This is a genomic window from Limnospira fusiformis SAG 85.79 (assembly GCF_012516315.1).
GTDB classification, from domain to species: Bacteria; Cyanobacteriota; Cyanobacteriia; order Cyanobacteriales; family Microcoleaceae; genus Limnospira; species Limnospira fusiformis.
The window spans coordinates 5,172,412-5,188,504 of sequence record NZ_CP051185.1; the positions used below are offsets into that span (position 1 = coordinate 5,172,412).

Sequence of the window (16,093 nt, forward strand, 5' to 3'; positions counted from 1 at the left end):
CTATAATCTGATGTTTTATAAAATTTTTACTTCAACGTTCATTGGGCTTTCTTTATCACTTTTATCTCTTCCTGTAGTTGCTAATGAATGTAGTCCTAGACAAATACAGCCCGCTTCAGAAACACGACAAATTGTCAATCAAGAATACCGTTTACGATTTGAGATTCCGATAAATTATCAGGCTTCATTAAATCGCCATGATCACCACTTAATTATTGAAATTAAAAATCCAGGAGATGTGGCATTTGAAGCCTGCATAGATGAACATGGTCGGTCCGGTAACTCTCGTTATGTAGCAACAAATGTATTTATTCTAATTTCAGATTTGCCTGGAAATATGGTTGATTCGGATGATTTACTAACCTATGTAAACTCAAGAGCAAATCATAATAATGAACAGACTGTTTTGGAACGAATTACCATTCACAATCAGGAGGTAATTATTGTAAGTGAAAAGTTTGGAGGGAATAGGTCAAGGTTTCCTGAAACAAACCGCTATGCTTACATTTTGCATCCGAATGGACAGCACCTGATCCGCATTCGCGCTTGGCAACTAGGGACCGGTGATGTTGATGCAGTTGATTTAGAAATCCAAAAACTTATCCTGTCCACCTTATCTTTTTTTTAGGAAGTTATCGCGCTCTCAATAATTTTGTAAAACTTGATAACCATAGAATTGATATCATGAAAAATTTATTTCAGAAAATTATCGCAACTCCAGTGGGTATTAGTTTGTCCCGACCTAGTTCACCCCTTTGGAGTAGGCCAGCGATTTGGGGATTAAAACTTTCTATAGTCATCTTGATGAACCTTAGTCTTCTAATTCTTAGGAGTTCAGTAAGTTTAGCTCAGATAGCAGAAATTCGCGCCTTATTACCGCAACTCCGGCGAGAAACTAATGTCAGAATATTTTTGCCCAGAGAGTTAACCATACCAGGACCGCGTATTTATGTGAATGGTCAAGGAGACGCAAATGGCTACAGAATTAGTCTAGGCACTCATCCACAATGCCGAGGAGAAACGGCTTGTTTTACGGGTCTCTTATCCGCCACCCGAGGTGAGAGTCCTCCGACCGATGATCGTTTCAAACAAGTCCCTTTATCGCGAGGAATTACGGGTTACTATTTTGCTCATCCTCGTCGAATTTCAATTCTTTACTGGGTGTATGACGGGGTCTTATATGGAATTCAATTGAAAGTCGATAAAGAGACGGTCATTGATATCGCCAATTCAGCCATTGAAGAAACCCTGGGGAATTAAATGGATTCATAGGACGTTTATGGACATAATCGGTCAAAATAATGTACGCTTCCCCCGGATACCGTCGCATAGTCATCGCGATCGCCCCGAAGTTGCACCCACCAGTCAGGATTGGGAACATAGTCCTCTCCACTATTCGCTCCCACGCGCCGAGTCGAACAGATAGCGAAATGGCGAGAGGTTCCAGAAAACGCCACATAGGCTTGCGGTGTGTCATAGTCGCGAAATTGCTGAAACTCAAATAGAGCCGTATTGGCTAGGCTACCATCCCTGAGACGAATGGTCTCAACTTCACTAATGCGGACGGCTCTAACGCGGCATCCTGTACCGCATCCGAAAACGAAGGGTTCGCTGTCACGGCTTGGGGTTTGGGCGATCGCGATCGTAGCCATAGCCAGTCCGGCCAGACTGATGAAACTGCAAAGCAACGAAGTTTTAAGCTCGATGTAAGGTTTCATGGTAATTAGTTAGAGTCAATCCTCAATGAAGACATAATAATATCCATGACTTCTAAGTTAATCGGATCGATTTCGTACCCGTAGTCTCCGGTCGAAATAGTAATTATATATTGTACATTCGGATGAATTAGCTTGGCATATCGATAGCGCTCAGGATAAATTGTTTGTACTGTATAAATAACCGCATCTTCTCCAGCAATCTGACTAAAACTCGCATCGACAATCTCCCCTTGAGTACGAGCCATATATGATTGAAGTCCCCGGAAAATATCCTGGACATCACGGATACGTCTAGGACGCAGCCCAATACTAACTATGACATCAGAAACTTGGTGTCCTGCTCCCCTCATCCGATTACGAATTGCACAGTCAAGAAACGCCACATCAGTTGGATTCCGAACAAAAATATATAACTGCTGAGGGGAGCGCGTCTCACGCCGAAGTTCAGTCCTGTAGTTGGCAGGAATCTCAAATCGCAAACCATATTCCCGGTTCGTGATTTCACGACGAGCTTGGGATGGCTGCTCTTGGTTCTCATTGGAACACGGATCCGAACGTTGAGCCTGTACCGGGGTCACGACGAGGAGACTGAGGCTCATCAGCGAGAGGATTGTAGGAATTTTTAAGTAATATCTCATAGCAATTTACTCTAACTCAATAACCGGAGTCATCTTGACCGATTTTAACGCCAACAGACTGAGTTATTATTGACATTGACACATCGGAATGTTGGAATTCCATTACTTTCAGCTCGCCGCCGGTCAAGTGGAGCCAACGTAGCCGCATCTCGAAAACCCCATTCTCCACAGACTCCATCAACACCAACCTCTGGACAAGGACGCTCTCCCCGTCCCTGTACGCCAAAGTTAATCGCCGTCCTGACACCATCTTCCCATTCTAGGACTGTGCCACCACCGCCAGCCCAGGAATGACCGGAATAGGTACAACGTTGGCGTTCTTCAAGTCGTCCATTCCTAAAAAATAAGCACTCTCCCCTTGTCGGTTCTAATCGTCCGGCTAGGGCGGGAAGATGACCTATGACTAAAGAGAAGATGGGCAACGAGATAAGCAAGGAGTTGAGTTTCATGATAGTCAAGGTAGAGTAACCGTCAAAAAACAGACCTAAGAAAGAGTTTCCTGTGACTCAGTAATTCTGCAAAAAACACGGTTTACTTAAATTACTTCAGACAACCTACATTTTTTTAACCTGAATATCTGCTCCTCAAGATAAGATGATCGTCAAGGGAAATAGCTAAATTGGCAGTGATGCGAGTTAGGATGGGTCTCAACATCCCGGAATCCATGAAATGTTGAGACCCCTATCCTCTTGAATATGTCAGGAATACAGCTTAGGGAGTAGCATTGAGCCTTAAACTATACCGTGTATCTACATTCCTATTTGCTTGTGGAAACACTCGAACAAAATAAGTACCCGCACCCAATGAACGAGTGATAGAATCATCCGTCGTTCCAAAGTTATCCGACCTGGTAATTCGATCGCCTAACTCCCAAGAACCATCCAACTTTTGTTGACCGACATATAACTCAACGTCTGCATTCTGACGCATTCCAAAAAGATCCAAATTGAAATCACGAACTCCAGCTAGAGTGAAACGATAGTAATCATTACGGTCAGCTGTTCCCACAAAATCTTGAAAGTTACGTTCTCCTTCTAAAATTCCTAGATCCAAGGCTGCAGAAGCTGTATTTCCTGCTTGATCAACAATTCCGGTTGGAGTGGCTTCAAAAGTTAAGCTATACCGTGTATCTACATTCCTATTTGCTTGTGGAAACACTCGAACAAAATAAGTACCCGCACCCAATGAACGAGTGATAGAATCATCCGTCGTTCCAAAGTTATCCGACCAGGTAATTAGATCGCCAATTTCAACGGATCCATCTGGTTTTGGGTCGCCAATATACAACTCAAGATCTGCATTTTGGTCCATGCCAAATAATGTCAGTTCAACATCATGAACTTGATTGAGTGTAAAGCGGTAATAATCATTAGAATCAGTAGTTCCCACAAAATCTCGGAAAGTCTGAGTTCCACTAAATACTCCCAGATCCCCAGCAGTTCCTGGTGTATCACCTGGTTCAACTGAAATTGGTGGCATTGGTATAGGAGGTAGAGGCGGTGTTTCTTGTCCAGCAGTGATAAAATCATTGCTGTTGATAGAAGAAGACATAACCCCATTCAAAACTGCCACAACTTCACCACTGCGGACAATCTCCGTATTAGCACCAGCACCTCGAACCTCTAAATCATTAAAGGTAAGACCTGTAGGAAGACGCAATTTATCGATACCGGGCTGGAAGTCGGTAATTATATCCCGGTCAGCACCCGAGGATTGTAGGATAAACTGGTTTGCGCCGCCACCACCAGTTAAGGTGTCTAATCCTTTGTCACCAGAAATAATGCTGTTTCCAGGACCTCCGATAATCACATCATTACCCGCGCCACCATACAGGCTATCGTTTCCAGGTCCTCCAATCAGGGTGTCATTACCAAAATTGCCAAATAGGATATTGTTACCATTACCAGCTTCTAGCAAATCATTATCTTGACCACCAAAGATGGTATCATTACCGTTCCCGCCAATAATGGTGTCATTACCTTGGTTTCCGTAAATAATCTTTGCGTCATTGTCGTTAACAAGATAATCGTCTCCTTCCAGAAGTGCGATCGCATTCTGGAAAGGTGAAGCGCTGAAATGAGCTAGTTGTTCTGCTGCAAGCTGAGACACGATGATAAAATCGTTGCCGGGTGTAGCGATACCCAAGTCTAGTCCATTCTCAGTAATAATATCGGAAAGCATAATACTCGGTCCTTAACGATTCGAGAATTTACTTAGTGTGACTCATGAATTTTGATTGGTCAAGTCTACTGTGAATTATTGTGAAGCACAATGTATCAAACCGCCTCATTGATACTATTCCCCAGAAGCGATCGCCTCCCAAAACACACCTCCCAAACAGCACACCCGTTCACTTTGGGTGTTCACCTGCTTTCCCAAACCACACTCGCAGAAATTATCGGGAAAAAGGCGATCGCCTCATTTTTTCGCACTGAGAGATGGTGGTGTTGGGTTTCGTACCTCCACCCAACCTACTCAAATTGGGAAAAGGCGATCGCCTCATTTTTTCGCACTGAGAGATGCTGGCGTTGGGTTTCGTGACCTCCACCCAACCTACTCAAATGGGGGAAAAAGGCGATCGCCTCATTTTTTCGCACTGAGAGATGGTGGTGTTGGGTTTCGTACCTCCACCCAACCTACTCAAATTGGGAAAAGGCGATCGCTTCATTTTTTCGCACTGAGAGATGGTGGCGTTGGGTTTCGTGACCTCCACCCAACCTACTCAAATGGGGGAAAAAGGCGATCGCTTCATTTTTTCGCACTGAGAGATGGTGGCGTTGGGTTTCGTGACCTCCACCCAACCTACTCAAATTGGGCGATCGCCTCATTTTTTCGCACTGAGAGATGGTGGCGTTGGGTTTCGTGACCTCCACCCAACCTACTCAAATTGGGCGATCGCCTCATTTTTTCGCACTGAGAGATGGTGGCGTTGGGTTTCGTGACCTCCACCCAACCTACTCAAATTGGGCGATCGCCTCATTTTTTCGCACTGAGAGATGGTGGCGTTGGGTTTCGTGACCTCCACCCAACCTACTCAAATTGGGCGATCGCCTCATTTTTTCGCACTGAGAGATGGTGGCGTTGGGTTTCGTGACCTCCACCCAACCTACTCAAATTGGGCGATCGCCTCATTTTTTCGCACTGAGAGATGGTGGCGTTGGGTTTCGTGACCTCCACCCAACCTACTCAAATTGGGCGATCGCCTCATTTTTTCGCACTGAGAGATGGTGGCGTTGGGTTTCGTGACCTCCACCCAACCTACTCAAATTGGGCGATCGCCTCATTTTTTCGCACTGAGAGATGGTGGCGTTGGGTTTCGTGACCTCCACCCAACCTACTCAAATTGGGCGATCGCCTCATTTTTTCGCACTGAGAGATGGTGGCGTTGGGTTTCGTGACCTCCACCCAACCTACTCAAATTGGGCGATCGCCTCATTTTTTCGCACTGAGAGATGGTGGCGTTGGGTTTCGTGACCTCCACCCAACCTACTCAAATTGGGCGATCGCCTCATTTTTTCGCACTGAGAGATGGTGGCGTTGGGTTTCGTGACCTCCACCCAACCTACTCAAATGGGGGAAAAAGGCGATCGCCTCATTTTTTCGCACTGAGAGATGGTGGCGTTGGGTTTCGTGACCTCCACCCAACCTACTCAAATTGGGCGATCGCCTCATTTTTTCGGACCGAGAGATGCTGGCGTTGGGTTTCGTACCTCCACCCAACCTACTCAAATTGGGCGATCGCCTCATTTTTTCGCACTGAGAGATGGTGGCGTTGGGTTTCGTGACCTCCACCCAACCTACTCAAATTGGGCGATCGCCTCATTTTTTCGGACCGAGAGATGCTGGCGTTGGGTTTCGTACCTCCACCCAACCTACTCAAATTGGGGAAAAAGGCGATCGCTTCATTTTTTCGCTCAAATGGGGGAAAAGGCGATCGCTTCATTTTTTCGCACTGAGAGATGGTGGCTACTCAAATTGGGCGATCGCCTCATTTTTTCGCACTGAGAGATGCTGGCGTTGGGTTTCGTGACCTCCACCCAACCTACTCAAATGGGGGAAAAAGGCGATCGCCTCATTTTTTCACACTGAGAGATGGTGGCGTTGGGTTTCGTACCTCCACCCAACCTACTCAAATTGGGCGATCGCTTGATTTATCCCCAACACTGATTCAACTTATATGCTGGAAATACCCGGCATTCAGAAACCAGCGGTTAGGGATTTGTGCTAAGATTTTATCTGGCTATTTGTGAGGAGCGATCGCCATTGAAATAATCCCGTTCTCAGGGATGCTTTTACCCCCTCCAGGAGCAATTCAAGGCGACTGTAATCTGGGGAAAATTGGGTGGCGGCGATGGCGCGATCAATCTGATAGTTATTCTCCCTCAAAATGGCGGAAAAATCTTTTTTCAGGTGGTCGTGGAGTCTGTAGCCTTGGCGATCGTAATTCTCGCGGAAAAACCATTTATATCGTCTCACCCATTCGTGAAGTCCACTGGAGTGAGAGAGGGGATTTTTGCGGCGCTTGATGATGTACTCGGGGAGTTCGTCTTGAAACGCTTGTCGCAAACACCACTTTTCAATTCCGTCCTTAATTTTCCAGGCTTGGGGGGTGTTCAATGCCAGGTCGATAACCGGTGTTGCCAAAAACGGGACGCGAGTTTCCACGCCCCAAGCCATACTGCATCGATCTACCCGCTGTAGCTCGGTGCGGTGCAGGTTCATTAACTTGTAAAAAAACAGATTTTGTCGTTCCGGTTCGCTTAGGTCTAAACTATACATTTCATAGCCTCCAAACAATTCGTCACTTCCATCTCCAGCCAGGACAACTTTGATGCCATATTCCCTAATTTTTCGGAATAATTGCAGGCTGATTACCGCATTAATAATATCGCCATATTCGGTTAATTCTGACTCGCGAATAGCCACCTTAATTTCCTCCAAACTAATATCTTTGGGATGGAGAGAAATCACTACCTGTTTGATGCCGCGTTCCCTACAGAATCGGCGGGAAATATCCACGTCCTCACTGCCCTCGCAACCGACCGTAAAAGCGGTGACTTGGGGATGATTTTGGATAGCCTGACTCAAAACGATGGAACTGTCTAATCCGCCACTGTAAATTACCCCCAGCGGAAGGTCGGTTTGGGTTCTTGATCGGATCGCAGAAGTAATGGTGGTTTTCAGTTGGGGTAAAAACTCGGAAAGCTGGGGGGGTGAGGGTTTAAATTGCGGTCGGAAATAGGGCAGTTCTGGGCGATCGCTCCATTCCAAGCAGCCGGGAGATAAAACTTGAATGGGTCGGTTCAGGAAGGTCAGGGCTTTGATGGTGGAGGCGAGATACAGGAAATCGCGATCGCGGACGTAGTACAGAGGAATAATTCCCACCGGATCGCGGGCAAAAAATACTTGATTTTTGCTTAAATCTATGATAGCAAAAGTGAATTGACCTTCAAATAAATTCAGACAATTTTCCCCGTACTCTTCAAAGGCATATAAAATCGTTTCCGTATCACCATTAGTTTGGAAGGTATATTTATCTTGCAGTTCCGAACGCAAGGCGGCAAAATTGAAAATTTCCCCATTGAAGACAATCAGCTTGTCCCCTGTGGCGTTAAAAATCGGTTGTTTAGATGCTTCGCGATCAACAATTTTCAGTCGTCTAGTTCCCGCTGCTACTTGGGGATGAAAGAAAGTTTCTGTCACCTCTCCCCGAGATTTCATGGTCTCTAGCATCCTGCTCAGTTCGGCTTTTTTGCGGTCTGCTTGTTCTCCAAAAATGACGGCTATTCCACACATGGTAGTTTCTAATTATTGTTGGTAAGTATCGAGACTATTTTGATAATATTTTATCCACTTAGGGTTGAGGCAAATATGCCAAACTTGTTGTTCGTTAATCACATTCAAAACTGACCTACTTTGGTAATCTTCTAACACTTGCTCGATCGCGTCAAATAATTGGCGATCGTTGCGATAATACCATTCCCGTTCGATGTCGGCAGCATATCCGGTGCTGTGGGTAGTCCTCGGCGAGGCCCAGTACCCTAGACTCGCCAAATGTTTTTGATGTTCTAATGTTCTAATTATACTATTAATTTGCAGGTAAATTGATTTCCCGACTTCCCCCTCCACCCGATCGCAAATTTGGTTCAACAGCGCGATCATCTCCAACTTACACTCGGTCACTTTCATTCCCACAGTTCCCCCCGCCGGGTGATTTCGCCATACTCGCATTCGCCTTTGAATGCCATTTATCAAACGATACATTCCCCCCTCTCGCAGGGGTGTAAAGGAAAATTTCAGGAGATAACAGGAGGGAGATCTGGTCAAGTCATAGAGTTGGGGGTCTGTTTCCAGGGAGCCAGAGTTTAGATACCTAGGAAAGTCTGCATACCAACGCAGTTCTACTTGTTGTTGCAAAAGAATATTAATGCAAACTCTGAGCCGATCAGGATTAGTGTAGTTTTCGGGAAACAGCCGGGATAGTTCTTGCAAATCCCACTGGAAATTTTCGACTTCTAGATCACCAATTATGCCATAATCTTCCCGTTCTACAGTCATAAATTTGCGGGAAATGATCAGTAACTCTTGCTGGGAAGATACGGACTGGAGGCGATCGCGAAATTCCCGGACTCGCTGGCGGTAATTATAGCAGTCTGTCGGGGATATCTGGGCCGACATCTTCTCCAAGTTGGGGGCATAAAATTTTGAGTTCACAGCAGTTAGGAGTTTATGGGATCGGGAACATATATCATTTCCAGATATAGCACGTTATTTTGGCCGCTGTCAATCGATTAAGCTACTCAATGCCACACTAGACGAATTTTCATTTTTTCGATCATACATACATAATCTGCCATAATCTACTTTTTTGGAGCAGCAAAAATTAACGCCTTATTATGCCTAATTTTTGACTAGCTTACCACAGACACGGGTATAAACTGGGGCTGTCGGTTTTGGCGGATGAAAAATCTATCCTCATTCAAGACACGATGATGTTCACCACCTCCCAATCAATAAGATCTATTCTTTCGCGCTATAATCTCCAGTAGTGATCTATGTAGGTTGGGTGAAACGCAGTGAAACCCAACATCATTTACAGATGCTGGCGTTGGGTTTCGTACCTTCACCCAACCTATAATAATTAACAATTAATAATTAATAATTAATAATTTTAGCCATGTAGGTTGGGTGAAACTCCGTGAAACCCAACATAACTGAGAGATAGTGGCGTTGGGTTTCGTGACCTCCACCCAACCTATAATAATTAACAATTAATAATTAATAATTAATAATTTTAGCCATGTAGGTTGGGTGAAACTCCGTGAAACCCAACATAACTGAGAGATGGTGGCGTTGGGTTTCGTACCTCCACCCAACCTACTATAATAATTAATAATTAATAATTAATAATTAATAATTTTAGCCATGTAGGTTGGGTGAAACTCCGTGAAACCCAACATCATTTACAGATGCTGGCGTTGGGTTTCGTACCTCCACCCAACCTACTATAATAATTAATAATTAATAATTAATAATTAATAATTTTAGCCATGTAGGTTGGGTGAAACTCCGTGAAACCCAACATCATTTACAGATGCTGGCGTTGGGTTTCGTACCTCCACCCAACCTACTATAATAATTAATAATTAATAATTAATAATTAATAATTTTAGCCATGTAGGTTGGGTGAAACTCCGTGAAACCCAACATCATTTACAGATGCTGGCGTTGGGTTTCGTACCTCCACCCAACCTACTATAATAATTAATAATTAATAATTAATAATTAATAATTTTAGCCATGTAGGTTGGGTGAAACTCCGTGAAACCCAACATCATTTACAGATGCTGGCGTTGGGTTTCGTACCTCCACCCAACCTACTATAATAATTAATAATTAATAATTAATAATTAATAATTTTAGCCATGTAGGTTGGGTGAAACTCCGTGAAACCCAACATCATTTACAGATGCTGGCGTTGGGTTTCGTACCTCCACCCAACCTACTCAAATTGGGCGATCGCCTTTCTCATTTTCTCCTACTCCTTAAAAGCATCGTGTTGGGTTTTACCTACTGTATAGTTGCTAATCTATCCTCATCGTAGACATGATCAGGTTCATCACCTGTAAATCAATCACATCTATTCTTTCCCCATAATCACCCGCCGCAATACTAATGATATATCGTCCATTAGGATGGATTAGCCGCGCATACCGATAACGCTCAGGATAACTCGTTTGCACTGTATAAATTACCGCATCCTGTCCCGCAATAGTCCCAAAATTAGACTCTAAAATCTGGCTGTAACCGCCTCCAGCCGCATCGCGTAAAATATCACGAACATTACTGATATTGCTAGGACGTGGTTCAATCGTAACTCTCACGTCGGAAACTTGGTGTCCATAGCCTCTCATTCCTTCCCTTCTTGCACATTCCAAAAACTCGACATCAGTAGGGTTACGAACCGCAATAGATAACTGTTGTCTATGTCCCGTCTCACTTCGTAGTTCCGTGTAATAATTAGCCGGAATATCAAAGCGCAAACCATATTCACGGTTAATAATTTGGCGGCGACGTTGGGAGGGTCGTTCTTGGTTATCATTAGAACAGGGTGATGGACGCTGCGACTGCGCCGGAGTCGCTAACAAGACGTAGCTACTCATTAACCAGATTACTGCATAAATGCCTAAATTGAGCTTCATTGTCTCGAATTTTACCAATCATTAAGTTTCCGGGGCTAATCTTCTTTGTCCGTTCGGTGAAACTACGGTGAAACCGATTTTTTCCGTCAGAGATGGTGGTGTTCTGTTTCACAGGGACAAACATACTACAATTGTACTTGGAGAGATGCCCAAAACAAGATTTATCTCTGGGTGAGGCCCCTACAGTAACTCACGGGTTCCCCATAGTTAAGGGTTGAATCCCGGTCAGAAAGCACCACTAGAGGCGCGAAACGGTCATTTTTATCAATAGACACCACAGGGGGAGAAGGGAGGTTCGCGCGGGCAAATAACGAGCCTAGAGCAGGCGCTACCTAGACCTAGCCTGTCCGGCGCTAGGACCGATTCATATACTCTCGCAGTCAGATTCTAGGGGGGTTTTGCGATAAATATGTCACGATCATGGTTAAATTTTCTTAAAAGTTATTCTAGCCGCACACCTATTTTGTGCGCCAAACTAACAACTATCAACGCCTGGGACTGAGTTAACGTTATGCGATCGCCAAACTTAATACATAGAACCAAAATTGTGGCCACCATTGGACCTGCGACCCAAAAACCTGATGTACTCAAGGCGTTGATTGAAGCGGGAGCCACGACTTTGCGCTTGAATTTTTCCCACGGTAGCCATGAAGACCACCAGCGCAGCATTCGTTTGATTCGTCAGGTATCCTTTGAATTGAATAAGCCTGTAGGTATTCTTCAGGATTTACAAGGACCCAAGATTCGCTTAGGAAAATTCGAGCAGGGGTCGATCAGATTGAACCGAGATGATCATTTTATCCTCACCAGCCGTCACCTTCCTGGAACTCATGAGATCTCCTCTGTTACCTACGAACCTCTCGCTGATGAGGTCCCCGATGGCGCGACGATCCTTTTGGATGATGGTAAGGTGGAGATGCTGGTGGAAAAAGTAGACCGAGACAAGGGAGATCTACACTGTCGGGTAGTCGTCGGTGGTGTCCTCTCCAATAGTAAAGGGGTTAATTTTCCGGGGGTCTATCTCTCCATTAAAGCTATGACGGACAAAGACCGGCGCGATTTGATGTTTGGCTTAGATCAGGGGGTCGATTGGGTGGCTCTCAGTTTTGTCCGCAATCCCCAGGATGTCTTGGAAATTAAAGAATTGATTGCTAGTGCGGGTAAGGATGTTCCCGTGATCGCCAAAATAGAAAAACATGAGGCGATCGAACAAATGGAGGAGATTTTAGCTCTGTGTAATGGTGTGATGGTGGCGCGGGGTGATTTGGGGGTGGAGTTACCTGCTGAAGATGTGCCACTTTTGCAAAAACGCTTGATTGTGACGGCTAACCGCATGGGAATTCCGGTGATTACTGCTACTCAGATGCTTGATAGTATGGTGAGCAATCCTCGTCCGACTAGGGCGGAAATTTCTGATGTGGCTAATGCTATTCTTGATGGTACTGATGCGGTGATGCTGTCTAATGAAACGGCTGTGGGTCAGTTTCCGGTGGAAGCGGTGGCGACTATGGCTAGAATTGCTAACAGGATTGAACGAGATGGGATTACTCGTAATGTTCTCAAGGTGGAGGATACGGGGCGATCTATTCCTAATGCGATTAGTCAGGCTGTTAGTCAAATTGCGATTCAGTTAGATGCGGCGGCGATTATGACTTTGACTAAAACTGGCGCTACGGCTCGCAATGTCTCGAAGTTTCGACCCCAAACTCCGATTTTGGCGATTACTCCCCATGTGGAGGTGGCGCGTCAGTTGAGTTTGGTTTGGGGGGTTAAACCGCTTTTGGTTTTGGATTTACCTTCTACGGATCAGACTTTCCAATCGGCGGTTAATGTGGCGCGGGAAAATGATTTTGTCGCTGATGGGGATTTGGTGGTGACTACTGCTGGGACTTTGCAGGGGGTCGCGGGTTCTACGGATTTGGTTAAGGTGGAAGTGGTGACGGCGGTCCTCGGTAAGGGAACTGCTATCGGTCAGGGAACTTTTACTGGTCGCGCTCGTGTGGTTAACCAGCCTTCTCAGGTGGGTGATTTTAACCCTGGAGAAATTTTGGTGGTTTCCCAAACTAATGCGGATTTTGTGGAGGTTATGCGTAAGGCGGCTGGTGTGGTGACGGAAGCTGATAGTTTGACTAGCCATGCGGCGGTTATTGGTTTGCGCCTCGGGGTTCCGGTGATTGTTGGGGTGAAAAATGCTACCCAGGTGATTCGTGATGGGGTGATTCTTACTTTGGATATGCAGCGGGGTGTGGTTTACTCGGGCGCAACTGCCTCGACTCCTGATCCTGTATAATCAGCGTTGACAAGTTTTTGGCTGGCGATCGCTCAATTATATGTTATAATGGGCGACTGTGCCGATGTAGCTCAGTGGTAGAGCACTCGATTCGTAATCGAGCGGTCGCGGGTTCAAATCCCGCCATCGGCTTTTGAAGCAATCTCTTATCCTGACTGCGATTATCGGAATTCACTTAACCCGATAGTCGCACCGCACCGTTACATTCAAAATGCACTCCATTCAGTCTTAGCACACGGGACAATTGGTGCATATCCCTTAGCAGCAAATCTTAATTATTGACGGGTTAATCAATAAGCACAACTTAATCAATCTGTCAAATATCCATATCACCCCCATAACCGGACGCTGATAGGGTAGTTCCCTTGTGATACCCGTCAATGGCAAGCCTATCGGTTCGTACCTCACCCTTGACCGCTATCACATCGGTCACTTCCCCAATAGTGCTTATTCCGGTTATGGGGGGAGGGTATGTTTCAAAGCCAACACGATAGCCGTAGGTAGCCGTAGGGGGGAACCCGCTAAGTAATCAATGTACAAAGATATCAGACCGCCTTTCCGTGGACTAGACCTATAGGTAAACCTATGAGCGATCGCCTATCCGGTTATCTATGGGTCTGATTCATCATCTCCGGTGAGGGGAAACTATGAGCTATCATCTACCGGCTCCAACCCGATACCCCTAAACAACTTTTCAACTGGTGACAATTACCGAGATGGGAATCGATACCCACATAATTCTCAGCAAGTCTCCAATCTTTGTTGGCAATCACCCCGTGCGGAAACCGATACCAACATAATCAGTTCACCCCCAAAATCTTAGTCGTAGGTTGTAGGTAAAGCTATCTGTTAGGGGTAAAGTAGTTCTGGGTAATATCTGGACATGATAGGGTGAGCATTCATATAAACCCGTTACAGGCGTGTTGTAACGGGCTTGTATTCAAAAAATACATAGACACCCCCTACAGTCAGAAACCATAGGGGGCTATTAAGTTATTGAGTTAGGGGTTATCTGTTAGCTGTTAGGGCTTACGCCAACCATCATCATCAATATCATCTCTGTTGATTGGGAGATGGGGTGATTGCTTTTTATCTTCTAACTGTTTTTTACAAACTATCTGATCTAACGAATTTTTCAAAAACTCAAATAATACAGCCTTTACCCAAAACACAAAGTACAGTATAATGTATGGCTATTGTATAAGTGATCACAACCAACTACCATGAGCCGTTACTCTTTAGATTTTCGGAAAAAGATAGTAGAAGCCTATGAAAAAGGGGACACTTATATCCGAAAATTAGCGAAACGCTTTTTGGTGAGTCCAGACACGGTAAGGCGACTGGTCAAACAGTATCGATTAACGGGAGACTTATCTCCTCGTAAGTGCGGCACTAAAAAGAAAAGCATTTGATCTAAGCATGAGGAAGCCGTGATAGATATTGTAGAAGCCCACCCCGACCTGACCTTATGGCAATATAGTGAGAAGGTCAGAGAAAAGCTGGGCATAAATGTCAGTACGAGCATGATAGATAGATTTTTAAAGCAGCACGATATAAGCCTCAAAAAAAACATACAGGAGCGAAAAAGTAGTAACAGAAGAAGTACAGAAAGCGCGAGTAGATTATTGGGAAAGAATTAGAGATGTGGATACTGAAAAGATTGTGTTGATTGATGGGGTTATGGGTAGGGATGAGGAGACCGTTAGCCAGAGCTACGAAAGGGAAAAAAGTATATGAAATGCGGAAATCCTATCGAGGCAAAAAATGACAATAATTGGTGCAATTAAGCTCTCCGGAGTGGTGGCGACTCAAACATTATAAGGGTCAATGAAAAAAGAGGATTTTCTCCAATTCATCAAGTTAGATTTATTGCCAAAATTAAAAAAGGAGATGTAGTGGTAATGGATAACTTCAATTCTCATCATCGAGAAGAAGTCAAAGAAATGATAGAGTCAGTGGGAGCCAGGGTAGAATATCTGCCGGTGTATTCCCCTGAGTTTAACCCGATAGAGATGATGTGGTCACAGCTCAAAAGTTGAGTGTGCAAGTTCAGGACGGAGACAATGGAATTATTAGTGAGATTGGTAGAAGTGGCGGTAATCCTTGTGGATTTACAGTGTTTGAATAACTGGTTTACCAAGTTTTATTACTGTGCTTAATGATTGAGATAAAGGCTGTATATTGGGTTTCACCCTCGTTTCACCCAACCTACAAATGTTGGGTGAAACCCAACCTACCAAGAGCGATCGCTTATTTAAGTAGGTTGGGTGGAGGTAACGGAACCCAACACCACCATCTCTCCGTTATATTGGGTTTCACCCTCGTTTCACCCAACCTACAAATGTTGGGTGAAACCCAACCTACCAAGAGCGATCGCTTATTTAAGTAGGTTGGGTGGAGGTACGGAACCCAACACTACCATCTCTCCGTTATATTGGGTTTCACCCTCGTTTCACCCAACCTACAAATGTTGGGTGAAACCCAACCTACCAAGAGCGATCGCTTATTTAAGTAGGTTGGGTGGAGGTACGGAACCCAACACCACCATCTCTCCGTTATATTGGGTTTCACCCTCGTTTCACCCAACCTACAAATGTTGGGTGAAACCCAACCTACCAAGAGCTAAAGAGACAAGGTTTTCATGCTCCAGTGCTGTTCGTATAACCTAGCCACACATAACCCCCCTGGGCGGACGGCATCTCCCCCGACTTCTGCAACCGTGGGAACGGCGGGACTCAGCCCATG

General features: G+C 45.0%; 20 protein-coding genes, 1 tRNA gene and 1 pseudogene. 6 read left to right on the forward strand and 16 right to left on the reverse strand.

The genetic code is table 11. The features are described 5' to 3' along the window. Window positions 1-10: 10 nt before the first annotated feature. Entirely contained in the window at window positions 11-628 is a 618-nt protein-coding gene (locus tag HFV01_RS24110) for a hypothetical protein (RefSeq protein ID WP_193520450.1), read from the forward strand. A gap of 56 nt (window positions 629-684) precedes the next feature. Then, entirely contained in the window at window positions 685-1,260 is a 576-nt protein-coding gene (locus tag HFV01_RS24115; RefSeq protein WP_193520451.1) for a hypothetical protein, read from the forward strand. A gap of 17 nt (window positions 1,261-1,277) precedes the next feature. On the opposite strand, the gene HFV01_RS24120 is transcribed toward HFV01_RS24115, so the two are convergent. The 16 genes from HFV01_RS24120 to HFV01_RS24190 form a co-directional block, all read right to left on the reverse strand. Further along, on the reverse strand, window positions 1,278-1,718 hold the full coding sequence (locus tag HFV01_RS24120; protein ID WP_193520452.1) for a hypothetical protein: 441 nt from the start codon (window positions 1,716-1,718) through the stop codon (window positions 1,278-1,280). 5 nt (window positions 1,719-1,723) lie between these two features. Beyond that, window positions 1,724-2,356 carry a hypothetical protein gene (locus HFV01_RS24125; RefSeq protein WP_193520453.1) on the reverse strand — a complete coding sequence of 211 codons (633 nt, stop codon included), beginning with the start codon at window positions 2,354-2,356 and terminating at the stop codon, window positions 1,724-1,726. Between the two features lie 44 nt (window positions 2,357-2,400). Then, on the reverse strand, window positions 2,401-2,805 hold the full coding sequence (locus HFV01_RS24130; protein WP_111891575.1) for a hypothetical protein: 405 nt from the start codon (window positions 2,803-2,805) through the stop codon (window positions 2,401-2,403). A 262-nt stretch (window positions 2,806-3,067) separates the two neighbouring features. Continuing rightward, entirely contained in the window at window positions 3,068-4,537 is a 1,470-nt protein-coding gene (locus HFV01_RS24135) for a calcium-binding protein (RefSeq protein ID WP_193520454.1), read from the reverse strand. Between the two features lie 214 nt (window positions 4,538-4,751). After that, window positions 4,752-4,904: a hypothetical protein gene (locus tag HFV01_RS24140; protein ID WP_193520455.1), complete on the reverse strand. Its 153-nt coding sequence runs from the start codon at window positions 4,902-4,904 to the stop codon at window positions 4,752-4,754. 88 nt (window positions 4,905-4,992) lie between these two features. Then, window positions 4,993-5,229, reverse strand: a complete 237-nt coding sequence (locus HFV01_RS31215) for a hypothetical protein (protein WP_318285919.1) — start codon at window positions 5,227-5,229, stop codon at window positions 4,993-4,995. A gap of 5 nt (window positions 5,230-5,234) precedes the next feature. Beyond that, window positions 5,235-5,381, reverse strand: a complete 147-nt coding sequence (locus HFV01_RS24150; protein ID WP_158536339.1) for a hypothetical protein — start codon at window positions 5,379-5,381, stop codon at window positions 5,235-5,237. Window positions 5,382-5,386: 5 nt separating this feature from the next. Continuing rightward, window positions 5,387-5,533: a hypothetical protein gene (locus HFV01_RS24155; RefSeq protein WP_158536339.1), complete on the reverse strand. Its 147-nt coding sequence runs from the start codon at window positions 5,531-5,533 to the stop codon at window positions 5,387-5,389. Window positions 5,534-5,538: 5 nt separating this feature from the next. Then, window positions 5,539-5,685 (reverse strand): hypothetical protein, encoded by a 147-nt coding sequence (locus HFV01_RS24160; protein ID WP_158536339.1) that lies wholly within the window; start codon window positions 5,683-5,685, stop codon window positions 5,539-5,541. Window positions 5,686-5,690: 5 nt separating this feature from the next. Further along, a complete protein-coding gene (locus HFV01_RS24165; protein ID WP_158536339.1) occupies window positions 5,691-5,837 on the reverse strand; it encodes a hypothetical protein in 147 nt (48 codons plus the stop codon). A 5-nt stretch (window positions 5,838-5,842) separates the two neighbouring features. Beyond that, window positions 5,843-6,148, reverse strand: a complete 306-nt coding sequence (locus HFV01_RS24170) for a hypothetical protein (RefSeq protein ID WP_193520456.1) — start codon at window positions 6,146-6,148, stop codon at window positions 5,843-5,845. Beyond that, window positions 6,078-6,299 (reverse strand): hypothetical protein, encoded by a 222-nt coding sequence (locus tag HFV01_RS24175; protein WP_108615082.1) that lies wholly within the window; start codon window positions 6,297-6,299, stop codon window positions 6,078-6,080. Before HFV01_RS24175 ends, HFV01_RS24170 begins: the two co-directional genes overlap by 71 nt. Then, window positions 6,271-6,393, reverse strand: a complete 123-nt coding sequence (locus HFV01_RS31220; protein WP_318285920.1) for a hypothetical protein — start codon at window positions 6,391-6,393, stop codon at window positions 6,271-6,273. Before HFV01_RS31220 ends, HFV01_RS24175 begins: the two co-directional genes overlap by 29 nt. Window positions 6,394-6,580: 187 nt before the next feature. Beyond that, on the reverse strand, window positions 6,581-8,152 hold the full coding sequence (locus HFV01_RS24180; RefSeq protein ID WP_006621781.1) for an asparagine synthetase B family protein: 1,572 nt from the start codon (window positions 8,150-8,152) through the stop codon (window positions 6,581-6,583). Window positions 8,153-8,164: 12 nt separating this feature from the next. Further along, entirely contained in the window at window positions 8,165-9,034 is an 870-nt protein-coding gene (locus HFV01_RS24185; protein WP_006668001.1) for a DUF5715 family protein, read from the reverse strand. Between the two features lie 1,406 nt (window positions 9,035-10,440). Next, window positions 10,441-11,058: a hypothetical protein gene (locus HFV01_RS24190; protein ID WP_006621783.1), complete on the reverse strand. Its 618-nt coding sequence runs from the start codon at window positions 11,056-11,058 to the stop codon at window positions 10,441-10,443. A 511-nt stretch (window positions 11,059-11,569) separates the two neighbouring features. Here HFV01_RS24190 and pyk point away from each other — a divergent pair. The 4 genes and pseudogenes from pyk (at window position 11,570) to HFV01_RS24210 (ending at window position 16,017) form a co-directional block, all read left to right on the forward strand. Then, entirely contained in the window at window positions 11,570-13,348 is a 1,779-nt protein-coding gene (pyk, locus tag HFV01_RS24195; RefSeq protein WP_006668003.1) for a pyruvate kinase, read from the forward strand. A gap of 60 nt (window positions 13,349-13,408) precedes the next feature. Beyond that, window positions 13,409-13,480 (forward strand) — tRNA-Thr (locus HFV01_RS24200). A gap of 1,091 nt (window positions 13,481-14,571) precedes the next feature. Further along, a pseudogene (locus HFV01_RS24205) lies at window positions 14,572-15,507 on the forward strand (IS630 family transposase). 108 nt (window positions 15,508-15,615) lie between these two features. Further along, window positions 15,616-16,017 (forward strand): hypothetical protein, encoded by a 402-nt coding sequence (locus tag HFV01_RS24210; protein WP_006668006.1) that lies wholly within the window; start codon window positions 15,616-15,618, stop codon window positions 16,015-16,017. Window positions 16,018-16,093 lie beyond the last annotated feature (76 nt).